This window comes from Neobacillus oceani (assembly GCF_046237595.1).
In the GTDB taxonomy this organism is placed as follows: Bacteria; Bacillota; Bacilli; order Bacillales; family Cytobacillaceae; genus Bacillus_D; species Bacillus_D oceani.
Genome location: NZ_CP143543.1, coordinates 943,579 through 963,818 on the forward strand (window position 1 = coordinate 943,579; position 20,240 = coordinate 963,818).

The window sequence follows — 20,240 nt, forward strand, 5'->3', positions numbered from 1 at the left end:
GCAACCTTTACTTTTAACACAAAATTCACAATCAGTATGCCAATTACTACCATAGAGGATGATAAAATAGAAATATAAGAAAGAGAATCATTCTCATTTAAATTTGTTAGGGTGATACTGCATGCTTACACAATTGAAAGCAGGGGAAAAGGCGACGATAAAGGATATTTCCACAGTTGACAAGCTTGTCCGGAGAAGGCTGCTAGACCTTGGGATAACGGAAGGAAGCGAAGTGTGCATAAAGTGTGTTCTGCCTTTTGGCGGGCCGATTATGATTGAATCATGCGGCCAATGTATCGGAATAAGGCGCAGGGAAGCGAAACGGATCGAATTGGAGAGGGTTTAAATGGAAATCGCATTGATTGGCAATCCCAATACCGGTAAAACTTCATTATTTAATAATCTCACCGGTTCTTACGAATACGTAGGAAACTGGAGCGGTGTTACGGTTGAGAAGAAGGTCGGAGTTTTCCGGAACAAAAGGGACCGCCTGATCGATTTGCCCGGAATATATACGCTGAATCCGTTGTCCAGGGATGAAGGGGTTGTCACTAATTTTTTCCTCGCCGGGCCTGTTGATCGCCTCCTGAACATTCTTGATGCCTCGCAAATTGAACGAAATCTGCATTTAACCCTTCAGTTGATTGAATTCGGGAAACCGATTGTCATTGGACTTAATATGATAGACGTTGCCAATAATAGGGGAATCCACGTTGATGCCGACAAGCTTTCCTCACTTCTTGGAATACCGGCGGTTCCTGTCGTAGCCCGAAACGGAAAAGGCTGTGACAGGCTTCAGGCAGTAGCGGCAGGGGGGAATGCACTCCCTCCAACAAAGAATCTTGTCTATTATGGCCAGGAAATAGAGGAAGCGATAGAGGAAGTCACGTCAGAGGTCCTCGGAAAAACGGAGCATTCTCCAAGGTGGCTTGCGCTCCAGCTTTTTGAAGGAAACGGGTATGTTGCCAAGTATTTATCAGATATTGCTGATGGAAACCGTATTGATGCCATTATGGAAAGGCTTCATGAAAAAGTGGCCCAAAATCGCGGCAAGGATTCAATTGCCCAAACTATCTATGAAAAACGGAAATTGGTGATCTCAAAAATCGCAGGGGAGGCAGTCAGGAGAAAGGGCGCGGCAGTTCCATTGACCGAACGGATTGACGCCATCGTTACAAATAAGTTCCTTGGCATGCCGATGTTCCTGTTGTTAATGTATCTGATGTTCATGCTGACATTCGATTGGCTCGGATTGCCCCTGTCTGATTTACTTGATGGCTTTATTACCGGGCCACTTGCATCCTGGGCGGACCAGGCGTTGACAGCTGCGGGGGCATCCGCGTTCCTCCATGCGCTTGTCAGCCAGGGGTTAATTGCCGGTGTTGGCGGTGTGCTCGTTTTTGTCCCGCAGATTTTCATCTTGTTTTTCTTTATATCGCTTCTTGAGGATTCGGGATACATGGCCCGCGTGGCACTTGTCATGGACAGGATTATGGAATCCGTCGGCCTGAATGGCAAAGCGTTCATCCCGATGATGATCGGTTTTGGGTGCAATGTTCCGGGCATTATGGCTGCGAGGACGATTGAAACACCGAGGGAACGGCTTTTAACCATCCTGCTGACACCATTAATGTCCTGCTCGGCGCGGCTGCCTGTGTACGCATTGTTTGTCGGAGCTTTTTTTGCCAAGAATGGGGCAGCGGTTGTGTTAAGCCTTTATATTATTGGCATTTTAATTACCCTCATATTGGCAAAATTGTTTTCCCGTACTGTACTTAAATCAGAAGCATCATTGTTTGTCATTGAACTCCCCCCATATCGGCTGCCGCAATTCATGGCCCTGTGGAGAAGTACTTGGGACAAGGGAAAAGGATTTGTTCGTAAAGCGGGAACATTCATTTTTGCAGGCTCGGTGTTTGTCTGGCTTTTATCGTATGCAGGTCCGGGTGGACTCAATGTCGAAATGGACCACAGCTTCCTTGCTTCGATTGGCGGGCTTCTCGCTCCGCTTTTAGAGCCAATTGGCTTTGGAACTTGGCAGGCTGGAGCATCCCTGTTAACCGGCTTCTTGGCAAAAGAAGCCATCGTTTCAACAATGAACATTATTTATTTCGCGCCGACCGAAGCAAAGCTACAGGGATTGATGGCTGGCTATTTTACCCCGCTTTCGGCATATAGTTTCATGGCCTTTATTTTGCTATATATACCATGCCTGGCGACTACCGCCACAATCTATAAAGAAACCGGCTCAAGGAAATGGACAGCTTTTTCCATCGGTTATGCATTGGCAATTGCCTATATTCTATGCCTGGTTATTTACCAAGGCGGAAAATTAATTGGCCTGGCTTAAATACCAGGAAGGAGATGAGCATTGATGGTCATAAACCTTGTCATCGGAGGCGCTATATTTGGCTATGCGAGCTGGGCGCTTATCCGGTTCATTAACCGTTCAAAAAAAGGGAAATGCGCGGCCTGTTCAATCCAGGACTCTTGTGAAGGCGGTTGCGAGCCTTTACAAAAATAAGTTTTCTGCCATCCGGTAGGAGCGTTTATATTTAAGTATAAAAAAACTGCTGTTTTCCGACAGCAGTTTTTAAATTGGATATACTAAGGGGAACGTTTGCAAGGGCTAAAATCAACATCCAAAGGTACCAAGGCCTGAAATTTAAGAAGTAGCTTTTAATTTGCTGTTTTGTTGTGTAAAATTACACTTAAGAATGATGAAGGAAGGTTTTTTTGTGACAAGGGATGACATTATCGAAATGGTTTCCGAAAAGCTTCGCCTTATTCGGACCGAAGCGGGATATACCCAGGACAAAATGGCTGATATCATCGGAGTTTCCAAAAAGACACTTGTCCAAATCGAGAAAGGGAGAGTTCTTGCAGGCTGGTCGACGGTTGTGGCGGTTTGCGCATTGTTCCGTGAAACAGAGACAGTCCAATTCCTGTTTGGAAATGAACCTCTTGAAGTGCTTGAAACTGTCGCCAGGGAAGGGGTTGACTACCGCCGCGGGAAAACTTTCGGCGGAAAAATCTGGTGGCGGGAAGTAGTCAGGAAAAATGGCTTTATCCTGCAGCAAAATATTTTAAGCAAGCATTTCCGCATTCTAGATGAGCAACATTACCGCATTTACAGTTCATTTGACGAAGAAAACGCCAAGCACCGCTTCAGGGAGCTTGCTGAAGGGAAATAAGCCGGGAGGCCCGGCTTATTTATTTTGCGATTAGCACATTGCACGGAGCGAGCCTGGAAACCTTTTCTGTGATATTCCCGATAAGCAGCCCGGTAATAGCGCCCTTACCCGAGCTTCCGACAATGATTAAATCCGCTCCTATTTCCTCGGCAAACGCGCAGATGCTTTCGGCGGGGTTTCCTTCTAGGACTTGAAACTTTGCGTTTAAATGGCCGATCCTCCTTTTTGCTTCAAACATGATCTGGTCGACACTGTTGCTGATGATTGCCTGGGTAGAAGCCTGCGACTGGCTGTACCCGAGGGACGAAGGTGGAGCCGGGATTCCTTCGATCAGATAGCCATGGAGTGCGAGGCGTGAATCCCCCGCTCTATCAACTCTCCTCGTTTCAATTTTTTCATCATAGACAGTTACAACCGTTAATTCCGTATCCGTATCGCCATTAGCCAAAGCTGAAGCGAGGTCCAAAGCTTTATCACTGCCATCGCTGCCATCGTATGCCAATATTATTTTTCGAAACTGAACTGGCATGGGAATCCTCCTTTTAAAATGGTGCTTATTTTCAGAAGCTTCTGTCTATTCTTTTTACCCTTTTGGAGTTCAACTTATGCCAATTCAAAAATTTTCGTCAAGCACTATCGATTCCCATTTTTTACCCTCACAAAACACTCAAGCCCATCGAACCTTCTGGCAAAAGGGGAATGAGGTGATTTGCAATGGGAACACAGGTCCATCCAACCATTAGGAAATGCCTACAGCATTTAGACATAATCGAAGCGGATGATAAAGTAAAACAAATTGTATATATGTATATGCAATCCCTTTATAAAGAGTTGAACACTCAAAATCAGGAGAACGTGCCAGAAACGGGACTTTTTGGATAAAAAGCAGACGAGAAATCGGATGCTTTATTTTTTTGGCTTTCAGTTAAGAAGTATGGTAGGTTAATTGAAGCGAAAGGCACCGACGCCAACAGAATGGGCGGAGGATGAAGTACCATACAGTCGGTTTTTTCGCCGAGCAGGTTCTTTTTACGCCCAGAGGAAAGCGTGTGCCTGTAGTGGAAACCAAGAACGTTGATAAGTGTAGAGTACTAGCGGCATGGGTAAAAGATACTAAGAAAAATCTTGCTAGCTGCCTAAGTACAACACTATAATTCTTGGATAAACAACCAGAAGGTTTTCATACAGGAGGACATTATGAGAAGGTTTTTATTCAGCGGACTATATGAAAATTGGAAAAAGTGGCACATGAACCAGATTATCGTCCTATCGTTTTTAACGATAGTGCTTGGATTATTGGGCTCCTTTCTCTTTTTCTCAAAAGATGCCGATATATCCGGATTGAAAAATGAATTAGACCAGGCAACCGTTATTTATGATGTACATGAAAAGGTAGCCAGCAAGGTAACCGCTAATAAGAGTGAAGGAATTCCAATTAAGGAAGTTCCGGAGCATATGAAAAACGCGGTTATCGCAATCGAAGACCACCGTTTTTACAAGCATAATGGGGTTGACCTGATTGGGATAACAAGGGCATTTTTCAAAAACTTGATGGCTGGAAGCGTCGTTGAGGGCGGAAGTACAATCACCCAGCAACTGACAAAAAACGCAATCCTCGATTCTGAGAAGACATATAGCCGGAAACTAAAGGAAGCGTTTCTTGCCAGGGAAATTGAAAACGAGTATTCAAAAGATGAAATACTTCAAATGTATCTGAATACTATTTATTTTGGCGACGGTGCATGGGGTATTAACCGCGCTGCCAAGAAATATTTTGGAAAAGAAGCAAAGGATCTGACACTTGGGGAATCGGCTATGCTTGCAGGGCTTATTAAGGCTCCATCTGCGCTCAATCCTTATAAACATTTGGAAAAAGCGATTGACCGGCGCAATGTTGTCCTCGGAATGATGGCAAAGCACGGATATATAACGAATGAAGAGGCAGATAAGGCAAAACAGGAAAAGGTAACACTCGAGGATAAGAGTGTCGATCCTTTTAACGGAAAGTATCCATATTATGTAGACGCGGTTTTTGAAGAAGCAATCAATAAGTATGGTTTTACACAGGATGAACTCCTGACAGGCGGCTACAAAATTTATACGGAAATGGATCCGAAAATCCAGAGTGGGGTTGAAAAAACCTATCAGGATGATTCCCTGTTTCCGGGCGGGAAGGAACAGCTTGTCCAGAGCGGAGCGGTGCTTGTCGACGCGAAAACCGGGGGAATCAGGGCGCTTGTTGGCGGCCGCGGAAAGCATGTATTCAGGGGTTACAACCGCGCGACCCAGCTAAAAAGGCAACCAGGTTCAGCTATCAAGCCGATTGTTCCGTATACCCCGGCTCTTGAGGAAGGCTGGAAAATAACTGATCTCGTCAAAGACGAAAAGATGAAGTTTGGCGATTATGAACCGAACAATTACAACGGTAGGTTTGACGGTGAAATTCCCATGTATGAGGCAGTAAAGGATTCAAAAAATGTCCCAACGGTTTGGCTTCTGAACGAGATTGGCATCGAGAAAGGGTTGGAGACTGTTAAAAAATTCGGCCTCCCGCTTGAAAAGGAGGACCGCAACCTTGCCATAGCACTAGGCGGGCTTCATACCGGGGTGTCACCGAAAAATATGGCAGAGGCATTTTCAGTTTTTGCCAATCGGGGAGAAAAGGCCGAGGCTCATACCATTCTCAAGATTGTTGATGCGACCGGGAAAGTCGTGGCGGAACGCAAGGAAAAGAAAACAAAGGTTACAACCCCAAAAGTAGCTGACCAAATAAATACGATGCTCCTTGGAGTTGTGGATCGTGGAACAGGAAAAGCCGCGCGGATTGAAGGCCGGGAAATTGCCGGTAAAACAGGCTCGACTCAGGTTGACATTCCTGGAATTGATGGCGTAAAGGACCAGTGGTTTGTCGGATACACCCCAGATTTAGTCGGAGCGGTGTGGGTCGGATATGATAAGACTGATAAAGACCATTATTTGACTACAACAAGCAGTGAAGGCGCGGCAGTTATTTTCCGAAAGTTCATGTCCATCGCGCTTGAAGGAACACAGCCTTCAAGTTTCAACGTCCAGCATATTGATGAATTGATTTCCCAAAGAAAACGCGCCGAAGAGGAGAAAAAACGGAATGATTTCTGGAACGAAATCAACAACGGCGCGAAAAAATGGGAAGAACGAGTAAAGAAAGAACGAGAAAAATTGGAAAAGAAGCTGAAGAATAATGGGAAAGGCAAGGACAAGAAAAAGGACAAAGAAAAGGACAAAGAAAAAAACAAAGACAAGGGCAAAGAAAAGGACAAAGGGAAAAAGGATAAGGATTGATGGAAGGCGGGGGGAACCCCGTCTTTTTTTATGTGGTCATGGTAGGAGGTCCGTGGCATTAATGTGGATGGGTTATCAAGAATGATGGTTTAAGGGCTTGAGAATCCCGAGAGGTGGTGAATCGGGACACAGACTTGGTTTTAGGAGGAGTTTGAGTCCCGATAAGTGGTGAATCGGGACACAGACTTGGTTTTAGGAGGAGTTTGAGTCCCGATAAATGGGAAATCGGGACACAGAATTGGTTTTAGGAATAACATGAGTCCCGATAATCGTAGGATGGGGACTCATAATTCGTTTGGACAAAGAACTGAAAATTTCCGAGGTTGCTTGTCCGAAGTTGCCTCGTGTTTGGACACAGAATTGAATTATCAGAGGTTTTGAGTCCAAATGGCGACGGGGATTCTGACAGCAAACAAGGTTTTCGCAACATCAGTGTCCAAATGAGGTGGGGATTCTGACAGTAAACGAGGTTTTTGCAACATCAGTGTCCAAATAAGGCAGGGATTCTGCCAGCAAACTAGGTTTTCAGAGGATCAGTGTCCAAATGAGGTGGGGATTCTGCCAGCAAACAAGGTTTGTGCAACATCAGTGTCCAAATAAGACAGGGATTCTGACAGTAAACGAGGTTTTTGCAACATCAGTGTCCAAATAAGACAGGAATTCTGACAGCAAACAAGGTTTCCGCAGGATCAGTGTCCAAATGAGGCCAAGGCTCTTGCAGCAGCTTGCCTATCCTATGATTCGTGAGAAGTTGAAATAGAACACCACACAAATTAAAAAACAGGGCCCGCGCCCTGTTTTTAAAACTTCGGCAATATATAGTTAATCAAAAACCAGAGGACCCCGAAAAAGATGATTAGGTATGCCGCATACTTGATGAAGGTGCTTCCCACACGGGATCTGTCGGAATGTTCCTCTTTCCTTACTTCCACGTTGCGCCGTTCTTCCACCACGAACACCTCTTTCCGCTGGTCAGCCCAGCCAATTTATGAGTAGGTAAATAACAACAATTGCGCCAATAAGTGTAAGGACAGTCCTGATCATATATCCACCAGCCTAAATCTGGAACGTTTCGCTTGAATTTAGGAAACGTTTTTCGCTTTTTTGTAAAATTGAAATCTCGGACGTGCAGATTTTCTGGATGCCGTCCAGGTGCTCCTGAACGTTTTCGCCTTCCGCAATAATCTTCACCGCTGTACCCGGTTCAATCGTTAATAGGAAAGAAACGAGTTTTGGAAGATTCGCTGCATCAACCGTACGGTTCCTGCAATACAAGTAAGTGGACCCGTTGAATTGCTTCGCAGCCTGGAAAATATCCAGCATCTTCTTCATCATGAATCTATTGAGGGTAATAACATTCGCTGACATGATTTCTTTCATCGTTCTTTTCTCCTTTGCCTTTTGTCCTATAAGTACGTTGTGGTACTTATTTACCCACCCCCGCGTTGACTAAAACCTTTCTCTGTTCCAAAACAGCGCCCATCTTTTAAAAGCCGTTTTACCCGATTGCGTGGCCGGGTATATTTTAGGTATAGTAAGGAAAGCGGAGCCACCTCTTCTGCATTGGCGGGAGAGCTATGGCGATAACGTTCTTGAGAGGAGAGATCAACGTGTTAACCCTCATTAAAAACGGGGAAATTTATGCCCCACATTATCTCGGCAAAAAAGACCTCCTAATCATTGACAGGAGGATTGGCTGCATTGCCGACGAAATCGATGTTCCGGAGAATTTCGCACCAGTTAAAGTAATCAATGCTGAAGGAAAATACATTGTACCCGGATTTATTGACGCGCATGTACATATTACCGGCGGCGGTGGTGAGGGGAGTTACCGCACCCGCACTCCGGAGTTGCAGCTGACCGACGCAACACTAGCGGGAGTTACGACTATCGTCGGGGTACTTGGAACCGATGGAACAACGAGGACGATGACGAACTTAATTGCCAAGGCGCGGGCTCTTGAGGAAGAAGGGATTACATGTTATGTCCATACAGGCTCCTATCAAGTTCCATTAAAGACCCTTACTGGTAAAATCGAAGATGACATCATCTTGATTGACAAAGTAATTGGCGCAGGGGAAGTGGCGATTGCGGATCACCGCTCCTCACAGCCAACAGCAGAGGAAATAGCAAAAATTGCTTCTGCTGCAAGGATTGGCGGACTATTATCGGGAAAATGCGGAATCGTAAATGTCCATGTCGGCGACAGCTATAACCACCTTAAGGTAATAGAAGAAGTGGTCGAGAAGACGGATATTCCAATCAGGCAGTTCTATCCGACCCATATTAACCGGAACCACCACTTGTTCGAAGAGGGCATACGTTTTGCGAAAAAGGGAGGGTATGTCGACTTCACGACCAGCTCGATTCCGAAGTTTTTTGAGGAGGGAGAAGTCAAACCTTCCATCGGCTTGAGAAGGATGCTTGACCAGCACATCGATATTTCCCAGATTACGTTCACGTCCGACGCCCAGGGCAGCCTTCCGGATTTCGATGAATTCGGCGAACTGCTCGGCTTGAAAATCGGCAAGGTTTCAACTCTGTATGATGAAGTCAGGGATGCCATTGTCCAGGAGGGGATTCCTATGGAAATTGCGCTCAGGGTCATCACGCAGAACCCTGCTGCAATATTGAAACTTTCCTGCAAAGGCATGGTCGCGGAAGGAAAAGATGCCGACCTTGTCATGCTTGATAAAGAAACGCTCGCGGTTAAAGATGTCTTTGCGATGGGGAGAATGATGGTCCAGGATGGGACTGCGATCGTTAAAGGAACGTTTTCTTAACAAGTAATTTTCTTTGCGGAAAATAAACCCTTTTTTGGAAATTTCGTTTGACAAACAGCAAGTCCCAGTGTTAACCTAACAAGTATTAAAAAGGAAAAGGAGGGGCGCGACATGCTCAGAATTGTTGATAACCGTTACACAACTGAATATGGATGGAATTGCACCCTGCCCCTGTTTCCGCCCTTTGCCGCCCATTAATAGAAGGAGGCAAAGCTGTTCAGGCAGGCTTGGCTGCGTTCCGATAGAACGCAACATGGTTTGTCTCCCAAAGTAGATGATTGTTCAGGGACATATCGCAATGCTGCGGTATGTCCTTTTTGGTGTCTTCGGAAGAAACATCGAAATGGAATGGGGCACGGTTAACAAAGAGGAGCTGGTTTTACATGTTTTCTGTTTTGAAAAAATTGAGCTGGTTTTTTAAAGAAAATTGGCAAAGGTACGCGGTATCAATTGTTCTGCTTGTCATTGCGGGGCTGATCGATATCCTGCCGCCAAAACTAATCGGGATGGCAATCGACGATATCCAGACTGGGGCGATGGCAAAGGAGATTATCCTTCGCTACGTCGGGATTCTTTTGCTCGTTACGGTCCTGTCCTATTCAATCACGTATATTTGGCACTACAAGCTGTTTGGCGGCGCTTTCCTTGTCGAGAGGAAGCTGAGGAGCAATTTTATGCGCCATCTCCTTAGAATGGCACCGCCATTTTACGAAAAGAACCGGACAGGGGATTTGATGGCAAGGGCAACAAATGATATTAAGGCGATATCCACGACCGCTGGATTTGGAATCCTCACGCTTGTCGATTCGACTGTCTGGATGTTGACAATCCTTTTAACAATGGGATTTACGATCAGTTGGAAATTGACGCTCGTATCCATTATTCCTCTTCCAATCATGGCAGTTCTGATGAATGCGTACGGAAAAAAGATTCACGGAAGCTTTATGAAGGCGCAAAATGCGTTCGGAGAGCTAAATGACAGGGTGCTTGAGTCTATAGCCGGGATACGTGTAATCCGTGCATACGTCCAGGAGAAGGAAGAGCAAAAGACGTTCCACAACCTGACAGAAAGCCTGTTTGAAAAAAACATCGCTGTTGCGAGAATCGACTCGCTCTTTAATCCAACGATTAAAATCCTTGTCGGGGTCAGCTATATGATTGGCCTTGGCTACGGCGCGAAGCTTGTTTTCAGCCAGCAAATCACTTTGGGTGATCTTGTTTCGTTCAACGTTTACCTCGGGATGCTGATTTGGCCGATGTTTGCCGTTGGTGAGCTGATTAACATTATGCAGCGCGGCAACGCGTCACTTGACCGCGTCCAGGAAATCCTCGCTTACAAGGAGGATGTGAAAGACAAGGCGAACCCAGTGCCTGTCGAATCGCCAGACAGTATTTATTATGATGAAGTGACATTCCGTTACCCAAGCTCAAGCCAGGACAATCTGTCCCAAATAAATGTCCAGCTGTACCGGGGCGAGACGCTCGGCATTGTTGGAAAAACGGGCAGCGGGAAAACAACGTTCATCAAGCAGCTTTTGCGTGAGTATCCTGCAGGGGAAGGAAGGCTTGCGATTGCGGAAGTGCCAATAGAGGATCAGCCACTTGAAGATATCCGCGGCTGGATTGGCTATGTTCCGCAGGACCATGTACTTTTTTCAAGGTCGATCAGGGAAAATATTTTATTTGGAAACAGGGAAGCCAGTGAAAGTGAGCTTCAGAAGGCAATCGACTCAGCGGATTTCCAAAAGGACCTGGCCAATTTGCCGGAAGGTCTTGAAACACTCGTCGGAGAAAAGGGCGTTTCCTTGTCCGGAGGGCAGAAACAACGGATTTCGATTGCCCGCGCGATGATTAAGAATCCAGAAATCCTGATCCTTGATGATTCGCTTTCCGCGGTGGACGCGAAAACAGAACAGCAAATCATCGAAAATATCAGGAGTGACCGCGCAGGAAAAACAACTATCATTACGACTCATAGGATGTCCGCAGTCCAGCATGCCGACCGGATTGTCGTGCTCGATAACGGACAGATCATTGAAGAAGGCACACACGAAGAATTGATGGAAAACGGAGGCTGGTACAAGGAGCAGTACGAACGCCAGCTTGCTGAAACGGCCGCGGAGGAGGGAGTATCACTATGACCACAGGAAAAAGATTATACAAATACGCGCTGCAATTCAAAATGATCATTTTCGTAGCATTGGCGATGCTCACCATTTCCGCGGCTGCCGACCTTGCCGGGCCGTTCATCGCCAAGCGGGTCATTGATAACCATATTCTTGGTATTGAATCGACCTGGCACGAAACCTCGAAGGGAAGCGGAGCGGTCGAGTTTGAAGGCCGCTTTTACAAAAGGGATGCTTATTTTAAAAGCGGCGAAGAAAAAGGGCGGCCCGCCCAAATTCTCCAGGCCGGCACCAAATTTGTCCTCGTTAACGAGGAGATAAATGGGGATGGAAAACGGCGCTTTAAGGATGGCATCCTGGAAATTGAAAAGGACGGCCGGACAGAAAGCTATCCGGCAACGCAGCTTACAGCGAAGGACGTAATGAAATTTTCGGCGCCGGAATTGCCGCATATTATCCGCCTGCTCGCAATCTATTTCGGCCTTATGCTCGTATCGGCGTTCTTCCAATACTGGCAAAGGTTCACACTGCAAAAATCGGCCAACCGGGTCATCCAGAAAATGCGCGAGGACGTATTCGGGCATATCCAAAAGCTTCCTGTCCGCTTCTTCGATAATTTGCCGGCCGGAAAAGTTGTTGCGAGAATCACGAACGACACGGAAGCGGTTCGTGAGCTTTATGTGACCGTCCTGTCGACTTTCTTTACAAGCGCGATTTATATCGGGGGCATCTATATCGCCCTGTTCATCCTGAGCCCAAAGCTCGCGGCGGTCTGCTTATTGCTTCTGCCAATCCTGTATGTGTGGATTCTTGTGTACCGGAAGTTCGCTTCGAAATACAACCATATCATCCGGTCGCGAAACAGTGAAATCAACGCGACGGTCAACGAATCAATACAAGGAATGAACATCATCCAGGCATTCGGGAGAGAAAAAGAAACCGAGGCCGATTTTGAAAAATTGAACAATGACCATTTCAGGAACCAGAATAAGCTGCTGAACCTGAATTCACTAACTTCCCATAATCTTGTCAATGTGCTAAGGAACCTAGTTTTCGTCGTGTTCATCTGGTACTTTGGCGGGGAAGCGCTAAACGCGGAGGCCGCTATCTCGCTCGGCATGCTGTATGCGTTTGTTGATTACATCAACCGCCTGTTCGAGCCGATCGTCGGCGTCGTCAACCAGCTGGCGAACCTGGAACAGGCACTAGTCGCCGGTGAGAGGGTATTCACGCTGATGGATGAACCCGAAGAGGAGGAAAATGGAGCCGACTTACCGGATTACAAAGGAAAAGTCCGGTTTGACAATGTGTCTTTTGCCTACAAGGAAAACGAGTGGGTGCTGAAGAACATCGATTTCGAGGCGCGCCCCGGAGAAACGGTCGCGCTTGTCGGCCACACAGGCTCTGGAAAAAGCTCGATTATGAACCTGCTTTTCAGGTTTTATGACTGCCAAAAAGGCGCTATTACGATTGACGGCGTCAATGTTAAAACGATAACCCGTAACGCGCTGCGCCGCAATATGGGCATTGTGCTGCAGGACCCGTATCTTTTCACGGGAACTATCGCTTCAAACGTCAGCCTTGGCGACCCTTCGATTTCAAGGGAGCGTGTTGAAAAAGCGCTTCGCGATGTCGGCGCCGAGGAAATCTTCAAGCACCTTGAAAAAGGCTATGACGAGCAGGTCACCGAAAAAGGCGCTACTTTTTCAAGCGGCCAGCGCCAATTGATTTCTTTCGCAAGGGCACTCGCATTCGACCCGGCCATCCTGATCCTTGACGAAGCGACGTCGAGCATTGACAGTGAGACAGAAGCGGTCATCCAGGAAGCAATGGAAGTCCTGAAAAAAGGGCGGACCACGTTCATCATCGCCCACAGGCTTTCGACCATCCGCAATGCCGACCAGATCCTCGTCCTGGATAAAGGCGAAATCGTCGAAAAAGGAAATCATGATGAATTGATGGAACAAAAAGGCCGCTATTACCAGATGTACCAGCTCCAGTTTGGGAAAGGGAATCTGGCGGGCTAACTATTGGAATTGCATAAAAAAAGGATTCATGGCGTGGGAGGCGCTGTGAATCCTTTTCTAATGGGGATAATTAATTAGTACGTCAGACCCGCCCGACAGTGGAGATAGTCTTCGCTCTCAAGCTGGCTGAAAGCGAAGTCACCTGTGTCATAAATTGAAATAGAAGTCGGGTTTTCGGGCAGCACGTCGCGGCCGACCCGGTATTTGCCTATCCGTTCGCCGACGGGTAAATAAGTAGGGCAGACAGCGGTCCAATCCAGGCCTGATTCCTTCAGGATAAGCCAGGCCCTCAAATGTTCTTCAGCATCCTTCGTGCTTGTCCTCCGTGACTCCGGCGATTGGAACCGGTATAGCTCTGGCATTGTCCGGGCCTGGGTGATGCCGGCTGTGCTAACCATGATGATCCGCCTTATCCCGTTCTCCTTCATGGCGGAAACAATATGCGGCATGGAATCTGAAAGGATGGTAGTGCCGCCTGTGTTCAACGAGCTGATCACCGCGGCGCAACCCCTCATTGCGGTTCGTACATCGTCCAAGTTTGTGGCTTCGCCGTTGAAAATTTTCAGCCGGGGGCCGGTATGCTTCAGTTTTCCTGAATCCCGTACGAGCGCATGGACTCCGTAACCTGCATTCAAGCAGTTTTCGAGGATGACCGAGCCAACTCTTCCGGTTGCGCCAAACAGGCATATGTTCATGAAAAATTCACCTTTCTGTCACTGGATTGTGAAATTACCCCTTTCCATTCATGGTATTTTTAAAATGGAAGAAACTATATAAAACAGGGGTGCTGTAAAATGTTTTCAGTAACGCTTACGATTGGCAGTCTTATGATCCTTGTCTATTATATCGGATATATGATTGCAAAACCCTGATTCTGCAGACGGCTGTCTGCAGTTTTTTTTTGCTCCGGCTTGAGCTTTTTATAGCAGATTGTCAATGGCGAGAAATTCTTCTGCATCCCTGGCACATAAGTGGAGCCCTTTCTCCCAAAATCCGGGAGTGCTGATATCCTCTCCCAAATGCTCCATTACCAATTCCTCTACCGTCATTTTCCCGGAATCCCGTAATAGATTGATATAGCTTTTCTCGAATTCAGGGCCATTCGTTTTAGCTGCTGCATAGATGCTTTGAGAGAATAAATATCCAAACGTGTAAGGGAAATTGTAGAAGGGCGATTTAGTCAGATAGAAATGCGGCGTCCAGATCCATGTACGGCAGGAAGGGCTGCCGAACGAATCCACATATGCTTCATCCATTGCTTCCTGCATTAACCTATTCAACCGTTGCGCCGGTACATAACCGCTTTGACGTTCCTTGTAAAAACGTTCTTCAAATAAGAAACGCGCGTGAATGTTCATGAAGTTCATAACACTCCGCTTTAATTTTTCATCGAGGATGAATCGTTTTTCTTCCTTGCTATCGGCCTGTTCGTAAGCCGCATTTAGTATTGCCAATTCCGAAAACGTTGACGCCGTTTCGGCCAGGCTTAATGGATAATACCGATTCAGCCCGCCGATTGGTTTCATGGCATGGTTATGGAAGGCATGGCCAAGTTCGTGGGCAAGGGTCAAAACATTTGTTATGCTGCGGCCGTAAGTCATGAATACGCGGGACTCGCCCGAAAGTGGAAAGCCTGCGCAAAAGGCGGAGCCTGCTTTTCCGGAACGGTCCTCCGCTTCGACCCAGCCGTTTTCAAAGGCGTGGCGTGCAAAGTCTTTCATTTCTGTACCAAATGCGCCGAACTGTTCAATGATGAAATCCGCTGCCTCATCAAAGGGAAGCTCTTGATTCGCTAAGGTCGCCGGAGCCCAAAAATCATAGGATTGCAGTTTATCATTGCCAAACAGCTTTGCTTTTTGGTTAAGATATCCAGTGAAAACAGCCTTATATTTCGTAACGGCTTTCCACATGGCGTCGAGGGTTTCTTTTGTGATGCGGTTCTCCTGCAATGGAACCTCCAATACGTTCTCAATTCCCCGTCTTTTATACATCTCGAGCCGGAAACCGGCAATATGGTTAAGGACTTTCGCGAAAAGCTCCTCTTTTTCCTTCAAGGCACCTTCCAAAGCATCATGTGCCATTTTTCTCACCATTCGGTCAGGATGGGAGCGCAAATTGATTGCCTGGCCAACAGACAATTCTTTTTCCGTTCCCATTGGAATTGAAATTTTAATGCTGCTCATTAAGGTCTGGTAAAACTGGCCCCATGCATGGTAACCGTCGACACTTAAATCTGCGAGAAGCTTTTCTTCTTTTTTGGAGAGCTGCCATTTAGCCTTTTCCCTCCATTCATTTATCAGGAACCTGTAATCATCCATTTTTTCTGCTCCAAGCAGCTGTTCCCAGGCTTCACTGGTTAAGGTTGCGACCAGGCTTTGGACAAGTTTTACCGAGTTATCGTAACGGGCATTCAAAGAGGCGGTTTTGCTCTGAAGGGATAGGGCATCCGGGTCTCTAGGATTTTGCGCGATAAGGCACGCAGTAAAGGAAGATGCCTGCGAGAGGTGGATGCGGATGTCGCCCAGGGAATCTAACAGCTTTTTAATTTCATAGGGATTATGTATATGTGCCGTTTTTGCTTCAGCTACTAAACTATCAATCATGTTTTCTGTATAGGCGATGTGTTCCGCGAGTTCACCTGATGTTTTAAAAAGGCTGTCCAAATCCCATTTTTGCGAATACTCGTGCTTTTGCATAGACTTTCCTCCGTGTTGGTTTTTACGAACGTATATTCCTGTTTTAATCATCTCCTATTTAGAAGTTTTTTGCAAAAAATAAGAGGTGGTAAGATGGAACTGTAGAAGGGAGAAGGTAAATATGGACATTACAATCAGGCAGGAAAAAGAAGCGGATTATCAAGCTGTGGAAGAAGTAATCAAGAGGGCATTTTCAGATGTGGAAATCAGTGACAAGACAGAGCATCACCTTGTTAAAAGGCTGCGGGGCTCCGAGGCGTTCATCCCGGAACTCTCGCTTGTCGCGGTCCATGAAGCGACTGGCGAACTAGTTGGACAGATCCTTTTTACTAAAGCAAAGGTTGGAGATACCGAGACGCTCGCACTCGCACCTATAACTGTCCTGCCGGAATTCCAGAACCGTGGAATCGGCGGCAATCTAGTGAATAAGGGATTGGAGTTGGCAAAAGAGCTGGGTTATGCATCAGCTTTTGTCCTCGGCCACCCGGGCTATTACCAGAAATTTGGCTTCAAAAAAGCATCGCTGTGGGGAATCAAAGCACCGTGGGTCGTACCGGACGAAGCCTTCATGGCATTGGAGCTTCACGGGAAATCTCTTGATGGGGTATCCGGCACCGTTCAATATGCCGACGCGTTTTAGAAATCTGGTCTCGAACGTGCCCTTATTCTTATGAAAAAACCCTTTCCACAGTCCGGAAAGGGTTCTTTTGTCGTTAGGCGGAATAGGAATCGCCTAAGCCGTCGCAAATCCACAATTCACTTTTTGCTGATGATTTTGTCGATAATCCCGTAATCCAAAGCCTCCTGTGCGCTCATAAAGAAATCGCGGTCTGTGTCCTTGGCGACTTTTTCAACCGGCTGGCCGGTGCGTTCTGAAATGATGCCGTTGACATGTTCGCGCAGCTTCAGGATGCGCCGCGCTGAAATTTCGATTTCCGTAGCCTGGCCCCGGGCACCGCCAAGCGGCTGATGGATCATGATTTCGCTGTTCGGCAGGGCATATCGTTTTCCTTTCGTCCCCGCAAGGAGCAGCATCGCCCCAAATGAAGCTGCCATGCCGATGCAAATCGTGCTGATTTCCGGCTTGATGAGCTCCATCGTGTCAAAAATCGCAAACCCCGCGGTTGTCGAACCGCCCGGGCTATTGATGTAGATGGAGATGTCCTTTTCCGGATTATCCGCCTCAAGGAACAGCAGCTGGGCAATGACGCTGTTCGCCACTTGGTCGTTGATTTCGTCCCCGATAATGACAATCCGGTCCTTCAGAAGGCGTGAATAAATGTCATAGGACCGCTCCCCGCGGCTCGATTGTTCAATCACATATGGAATTGCTGCCAAATGAAATCCTCCCTCATTGCGGCCAGCCGTAACCCCATTTTCTAGAGGGGTTACGCAGCCACACAGTAAAATTCGAGAGATGAACGGGAGTGCTTTTGCGGTGCCGGTTTCTGAACTTCCGCCAGCGAAGCGATTTTAGGAAGATGTTTTATTAGAATGGCTGGATCGCCCTGCTTGAGCGCTTCCGAAAATAATTTCGCCATCAGTTCCTTGTCCTCATCGGTCTGCAGGGGAGCGATTGTATGGAGGTGCCGTTCCTTTTCCAGCCGGTTTTTTGCCCGGTGAAGAAGGGACTTTACCGCCATTTCGGTCGTACCGAGCAAATCCGCGATTTCGCTCGCCTGATAGCGGAAGCCTTCTTTTAGAAAGAACATGACCGCTTGCTTCGGAGTCAGTTTTTCAAGCAAAAGCTTCACAGCGTCCAGCCTGTCATTGTGCTCGCGCTCCTTTTCAGGCGTTTCTGCGGGAACCCCGACAATCTCATTCCGACCCTTCCTGGCAAGGTCAATCCAGTGATGGTACGCGATTTTTTTCAAAAGGGGAGCGGAAAGCCGGCTAGGCGGGTAATGCTCGATTCCTTTCAGGACTGCCGCCTGAAAAAGGTCATCGGCCTCCCAAGGATTCCTGGCAAGAAAGCGGCAATACTTCTGAAGGGAGTCGGTCAGCCCTTGAAGCCGCTCTTCTTCAATCTCCGCAATGATTTTATCCTCGGCTGGCATGTTCTTGCTGGCAACCATTCAACGTCACTCCTTTATTCCTCTCTGCCTCTATAACGGCGGAAGCTTTCATAAAGATACGGGGCAAGGAAAGATATTTTAATCTATTTTACCATTTGCACTTTGGATACCCTAAATTTCACGGAAAGGTTCATATTTTTTAAAAGGAAAGTCCGTTATTTGGCTTTTAAAAAGAAAAAAGGGGAAAATGGAATAAGGGAATGCAAAGGCATTTTGGCAATGGTAAGAGCCTTGCGAAAAAAAGCCCGCATACAGCGCGGCGAGAATTGGGAGGAGAAAATGGACTATCGTATCGAAAAAGACACGCTCGGCGAAGTGAAGGTCCCGGCCGACAAGCATTGGGGCGCACAGACTCAAAGAAGCCTGGAAAATTTCAAAATCAGCACGGAAAAAATGCCGCTCGACCTCGTTTACAGCCTGGCAACCGTCAAGCTGGCAGCGGCAGTCGTAAACAACGCGTCGGGAAAACTATCGGATGAAAAGAAGGACGCCATCGTCCATGTATGTGCGGAAATCCTTGAAGGGAAATATAACAGCCATTTCCCGCTTGCGGTTTGGCAGACAGGCAGCGGGACCCAAACGAATATGAACGTCAACGAGGTCATTGCGAACCGGGCAAACGCGCTGCTTGAAAGTGAAGGCAGTGAAATCAGAATCCACCCAAATGACGATGTGAACATGTCGCAAAGTTCGAATGATACATTCCCGACTGCGATGCACATCGCTGCGTACGGAAAAGTTGTTTCATCGCTGCTTCCGGCCATTGAAAGGCTTGCCGAAACCTTCCGCCAAAAGGAAAAGGATTACGAAGGCCTCATTAAAATCGGGCGTACCCATCTCCAGGATGCAACCCCGCTAACATTGGGACAGGAAATCAGCGGCTGGCGGACGATGCTTGAAAAAAGCGGTGCGATGATAAAGGAAGCGAGCAAGAGCCTGCTAGATTTGGCAATCGGCGGCACAGCGGTCGGGACAGGCATCAATGCGGCACCTGACTTTGGAGACCAGGTTGCCGAGGTCATTTCGGGGGTTACCGGCCATCCGTTCCGTTCATCCGCGAACAAGTTCCATGCGCTGACGAGCCATGATGAGCTCGTTTACGCCCATGGCGCGATAAAGGGGCTGGCCGCGGATTTGATGAAAATAGCCAACGATATAAGGTGGCTTGCGAGCGGTCCTCGAAGCGGTATCGGTGAAATCACCATCCCGGCGAATGAACCGGGCAGTTCCATTATGCCCGGCAAGGTGAATCCTACCCAAAGCGAGGCGCTCACGATGGCGATCTGCCAGGTATTCGGCAACGACGCAACAATCGGTTTTGCCGCAAGCCAGGGGAATTTCGAGTTGAATGTATTCAAACCGGTCATCATCCATAACTTCCTTCAATCCGTCCGTCTCCTCGCTGATGGAATGGATTCATTCAATAAAAATTGCGCGATGGGTATCACAGCGAATGAAACAGCCATCAAGGCGCAAATGGAACGCTCACTCATGCTTGTCACGGCACTTAATCCGCACATCGGCTACGAAAAAGCCGCGCAGATCGCCAAGCTTGCCTTCAATGAAAATCTGAGCTTGAAGGAAGCGGCCATCAAAACAGGCTACTTGACCGAAAAGGAATTTGACGAATGGGTAAGGCCGGAGAACATGGTGTAAAGGAGAGTTAGGGTACCCCGGTTATGGAAGGTGCTTTGTTCGACTGATTCATTTTTGACCTTTTTGAATGCAAAAATGCCCCCTCTAAATAAGGAGGCATTCTGCTATTGGCTGGGCTGGCCGGAATCGCACCGGCTCGCCGGAACAAACGAAGTTGCCCGGAACTGGAACCCACAGATAAAATACGAACAGTGCCTGTCACTCCCCGAAAAATCTTGTTTCACAGGATGTTTCACAGGGTGGAAGGCGAATGCATTCCACCCACTCAACTTGAAATTTCCGTTGAAAGTGGATGGAATCCTGCCGCACTATCTAGTTTGGACAATCGCGGCGCCATTATTCCGAGGCAAGCAGGGAAATTT

The 20,240-nt window shown here is 47.3% G+C and carries 18 protein-coding genes; 11 read left to right on the forward strand and 7 right to left on the reverse strand.

Features of this window, described 5'->3' with window-relative positions; genetic code table 11:
• Positions 1-121 precede the first annotated feature (121 nt).
• From V1499_RS04695 to V1499_RS04710, 4 genes are all read left to right on the forward strand, one after another.
• On the forward strand, positions 122-346 hold the full coding sequence (locus V1499_RS04695) for a ferrous iron transport protein A (protein ID WP_409274196.1): 225 nt from the start codon (positions 122-124) through the stop codon (positions 344-346).
• Positions 347-2,350: a ferrous iron transport protein B gene (feoB, locus tag V1499_RS04700; RefSeq protein WP_409274198.1), complete on the forward strand. Its 2,004-nt coding sequence runs from the start codon at positions 347-349 to the stop codon at positions 2,348-2,350.
• Between the two features lie 24 nt (positions 2,351-2,374).
• Positions 2,375-2,524: a FeoB-associated Cys-rich membrane protein gene (locus V1499_RS04705; RefSeq protein WP_409276227.1), complete on the forward strand. Its 150-nt coding sequence runs from the start codon at positions 2,375-2,377 to the stop codon at positions 2,522-2,524.
• Positions 2,525-2,738: 214 nt separating this feature from the next.
• The gene (locus tag V1499_RS04710) at positions 2,739-3,194 is read left to right on the forward strand and encodes a helix-turn-helix transcriptional regulator (protein ID WP_409274199.1); all 456 of its coding nucleotides are present in this window, start codon (positions 2,739-2,741) and stop codon (positions 3,192-3,194) included.
• A 19-nt stretch (positions 3,195-3,213) separates the two neighbouring features.
• On the opposite strand, the gene V1499_RS04715 is transcribed toward V1499_RS04710, so the two are convergent.
• Positions 3,214-3,723, reverse strand: a complete 510-nt coding sequence (locus V1499_RS04715) for a universal stress protein (RefSeq protein ID WP_409274201.1) — start codon at positions 3,721-3,723, stop codon at positions 3,214-3,216.
• Positions 3,724-3,908: 185 nt separating this feature from the next.
• Here V1499_RS04715 and V1499_RS04720 point away from each other — a divergent pair, with 185 nt between their 5' ends.
• Positions 3,909-4,076, forward strand: a complete 168-nt coding sequence (locus V1499_RS04720; protein WP_409274202.1) for a hypothetical protein — start codon at positions 3,909-3,911, stop codon at positions 4,074-4,076.
• 315 nt (positions 4,077-4,391) lie between these two features.
• Positions 4,392-6,515, forward strand: a complete 2,124-nt coding sequence (locus V1499_RS04725; protein ID WP_409274204.1) for a transglycosylase domain-containing protein — start codon at positions 4,392-4,394, stop codon at positions 6,513-6,515.
• A gap of 1,056 nt (positions 6,516-7,571) precedes the next feature.
• Here V1499_RS04725 and V1499_RS04730 read toward each other — a convergent pair.
• Positions 7,572-7,895 (reverse strand): HPr family phosphocarrier protein, encoded by a 324-nt coding sequence (locus V1499_RS04730; protein ID WP_409274206.1) that lies wholly within the window; start codon positions 7,893-7,895, stop codon positions 7,572-7,574.
• Positions 7,896-8,125: 230 nt separating this feature from the next.
• Between V1499_RS04730 and iadA the strand changes: the two genes are divergently transcribed.
• Positions 8,126-9,298 (forward strand): beta-aspartyl-peptidase, encoded by a 1,173-nt coding sequence (gene iadA, locus V1499_RS04735; RefSeq protein ID WP_409276228.1) that lies wholly within the window; start codon positions 8,126-8,128, stop codon positions 9,296-9,298.
• A gap of 75 nt (positions 9,299-9,373) precedes the next feature.
• Here the strand turns inward: iadA and V1499_RS04740 are convergent, their stop codons facing one another.
• On the reverse strand, positions 9,374-9,553 hold the full coding sequence (locus tag V1499_RS04740; protein WP_409274207.1) for a hypothetical protein: 180 nt from the start codon (positions 9,551-9,553) through the stop codon (positions 9,374-9,376).
• 128 nt (positions 9,554-9,681) lie between these two features.
• On the opposite strand from V1499_RS04740, the gene V1499_RS04745 reads away from it, so the two are divergent.
• Both V1499_RS04745 and V1499_RS04750 read left to right on the forward strand, forming a co-directional pair.
• On the forward strand, positions 9,682-11,439 hold the full coding sequence (locus V1499_RS04745; protein WP_409274209.1) for an ABC transporter ATP-binding protein: 1,758 nt from the start codon (positions 9,682-9,684) through the stop codon (positions 11,437-11,439).
• Positions 11,436-13,451 carry an ABC transporter ATP-binding protein gene (locus V1499_RS04750; protein WP_409274211.1) on the forward strand — a complete coding sequence of 672 codons (2,016 nt, stop codon included), beginning with the start codon at positions 11,436-11,438 and terminating at the stop codon, positions 13,449-13,451. Before V1499_RS04745 ends, V1499_RS04750 begins: the two co-directional genes overlap by 4 nt.
• A 74-nt stretch (positions 13,452-13,525) precedes the next feature.
• Here V1499_RS04750 and V1499_RS04755 read toward each other — a convergent pair whose 3' ends face one another.
• Positions 13,526-14,146, reverse strand: a complete 621-nt coding sequence (locus tag V1499_RS04755; protein ID WP_409274213.1) for an NAD(P)-dependent oxidoreductase — start codon at positions 14,144-14,146, stop codon at positions 13,526-13,528.
• A 225-nt stretch (positions 14,147-14,371) separates the two neighbouring features.
• Positions 14,372-16,147 carry a M3 family oligoendopeptidase gene (locus tag V1499_RS04760; RefSeq protein WP_409274214.1) on the reverse strand — a complete coding sequence of 592 codons (1,776 nt, stop codon included), beginning with the start codon at positions 16,145-16,147 and terminating at the stop codon, positions 14,372-14,374.
• 121 nt (positions 16,148-16,268) lie between these two features.
• Between V1499_RS04760 and V1499_RS04765 the strand changes: the two genes are divergently transcribed.
• Positions 16,269-16,787 carry a GNAT family N-acetyltransferase gene (locus tag V1499_RS04765; protein ID WP_409274215.1) on the forward strand — a complete coding sequence of 173 codons (519 nt, stop codon included), beginning with the start codon at positions 16,269-16,271 and terminating at the stop codon, positions 16,785-16,787.
• 116 nt (positions 16,788-16,903) lie between these two features.
• On the opposite strand, the gene clpP is transcribed toward V1499_RS04765, so the two are convergent.
• Complete coding sequence (gene clpP / locus V1499_RS04770; RefSeq protein ID WP_409274217.1) at positions 16,904-17,485, reverse strand: ATP-dependent Clp endopeptidase proteolytic subunit ClpP; 582 nt, start codon at positions 17,483-17,485, stop codon at positions 16,904-16,906.
• 50 nt (positions 17,486-17,535) lie between these two features.
• Entirely contained in the window at positions 17,536-18,222 is a 687-nt protein-coding gene (locus V1499_RS04775; protein ID WP_409274219.1) for a sigma-70 family RNA polymerase sigma factor, read from the reverse strand.
• Positions 18,223-18,501: 279 nt separating this feature from the next.
• On the opposite strand from V1499_RS04775, the gene fumC reads away from it, so the two are divergent.
• Positions 18,502-19,878: a class II fumarate hydratase gene (gene fumC, locus V1499_RS04780; protein WP_409274221.1), complete on the forward strand. Its 1,377-nt coding sequence runs from the start codon at positions 18,502-18,504 to the stop codon at positions 19,876-19,878.
• Positions 19,879-20,240 lie beyond the last annotated feature (362 nt).

What these genes read in the sequence shown, in the direction of transcription:
- V1499_RS04715 (WP_409274201.1), bottom strand. Translation starts at nt 3,723, where the DNA reads ATGCCAGTTCAGTTTCGAAAAATAATATTGGCATACGATGGCAGCGAT.
- V1499_RS04745 (WP_409274209.1), top strand. Translation starts at nt 9,682, where the DNA reads ATGTTTTCTGTTTTGAAAAAATTGAGCTGGTTTTTTAAAGAAAATTGG.
- V1499_RS04695 (WP_409274196.1), top strand. Translation starts at nt 122, where the DNA reads ATGCTTACACAATTGAAAGCAGGGGAAAAGGCGACGATAAAGGATATT.
- feoB (WP_409274198.1), top strand. Translation starts at nt 347, where the DNA reads ATGGAAATCGCATTGATTGGCAATCCCAATACCGGTAAAACTTCATTA.
- V1499_RS04740 (WP_409274207.1), bottom strand. Translation starts at nt 9,553, where the DNA reads ATGTTGCGTTCTATCGGAACGCAGCCAAGCCTGCCTGAACAGCTTTGC.
- V1499_RS04720 (WP_409274202.1), top strand. Translation starts at nt 3,909, where the DNA reads ATGGGAACACAGGTCCATCCAACCATTAGGAAATGCCTACAGCATTTA.
- V1499_RS04755 (WP_409274213.1), bottom strand. Translation starts at nt 14,146, where the DNA reads ATGAACATATGCCTGTTTGGCGCAACCGGAAGAGTTGGCTCGGTCATC.
- V1499_RS04730 (WP_409274206.1), bottom strand. Translation starts at nt 7,895, where the DNA reads ATGAAAGAAATCATGTCAGCGAATGTTATTACCCTCAATAGATTCATG.
- fumC (WP_409274221.1), top strand. Translation starts at nt 18,502, where the DNA reads ATGGACTATCGTATCGAAAAAGACACGCTCGGCGAAGTGAAGGTCCCG.
- V1499_RS04705 (WP_409276227.1), top strand. Translation starts at nt 2,375, where the DNA reads ATGGTCATAAACCTTGTCATCGGAGGCGCTATATTTGGCTATGCGAGC.
- V1499_RS04775 (WP_409274219.1), bottom strand. Translation starts at nt 18,222, where the DNA reads ATGGTTGCCAGCAAGAACATGCCAGCCGAGGATAAAATCATTGCGGAG.
- V1499_RS04765 (WP_409274215.1), top strand. Translation starts at nt 16,269, where the DNA reads ATGGACATTACAATCAGGCAGGAAAAAGAAGCGGATTATCAAGCTGTG.
- V1499_RS04725 (WP_409274204.1), top strand. Translation starts at nt 4,392, where the DNA reads ATGAGAAGGTTTTTATTCAGCGGACTATATGAAAATTGGAAAAAGTGG.
- V1499_RS04750 (WP_409274211.1), top strand. Translation starts at nt 11,436, where the DNA reads ATGACCACAGGAAAAAGATTATACAAATACGCGCTGCAATTCAAAATG.
- V1499_RS04760 (WP_409274214.1), bottom strand. Translation starts at nt 16,147, where the DNA reads ATGCAAAAGCACGAGTATTCGCAAAAATGGGATTTGGACAGCCTTTTT.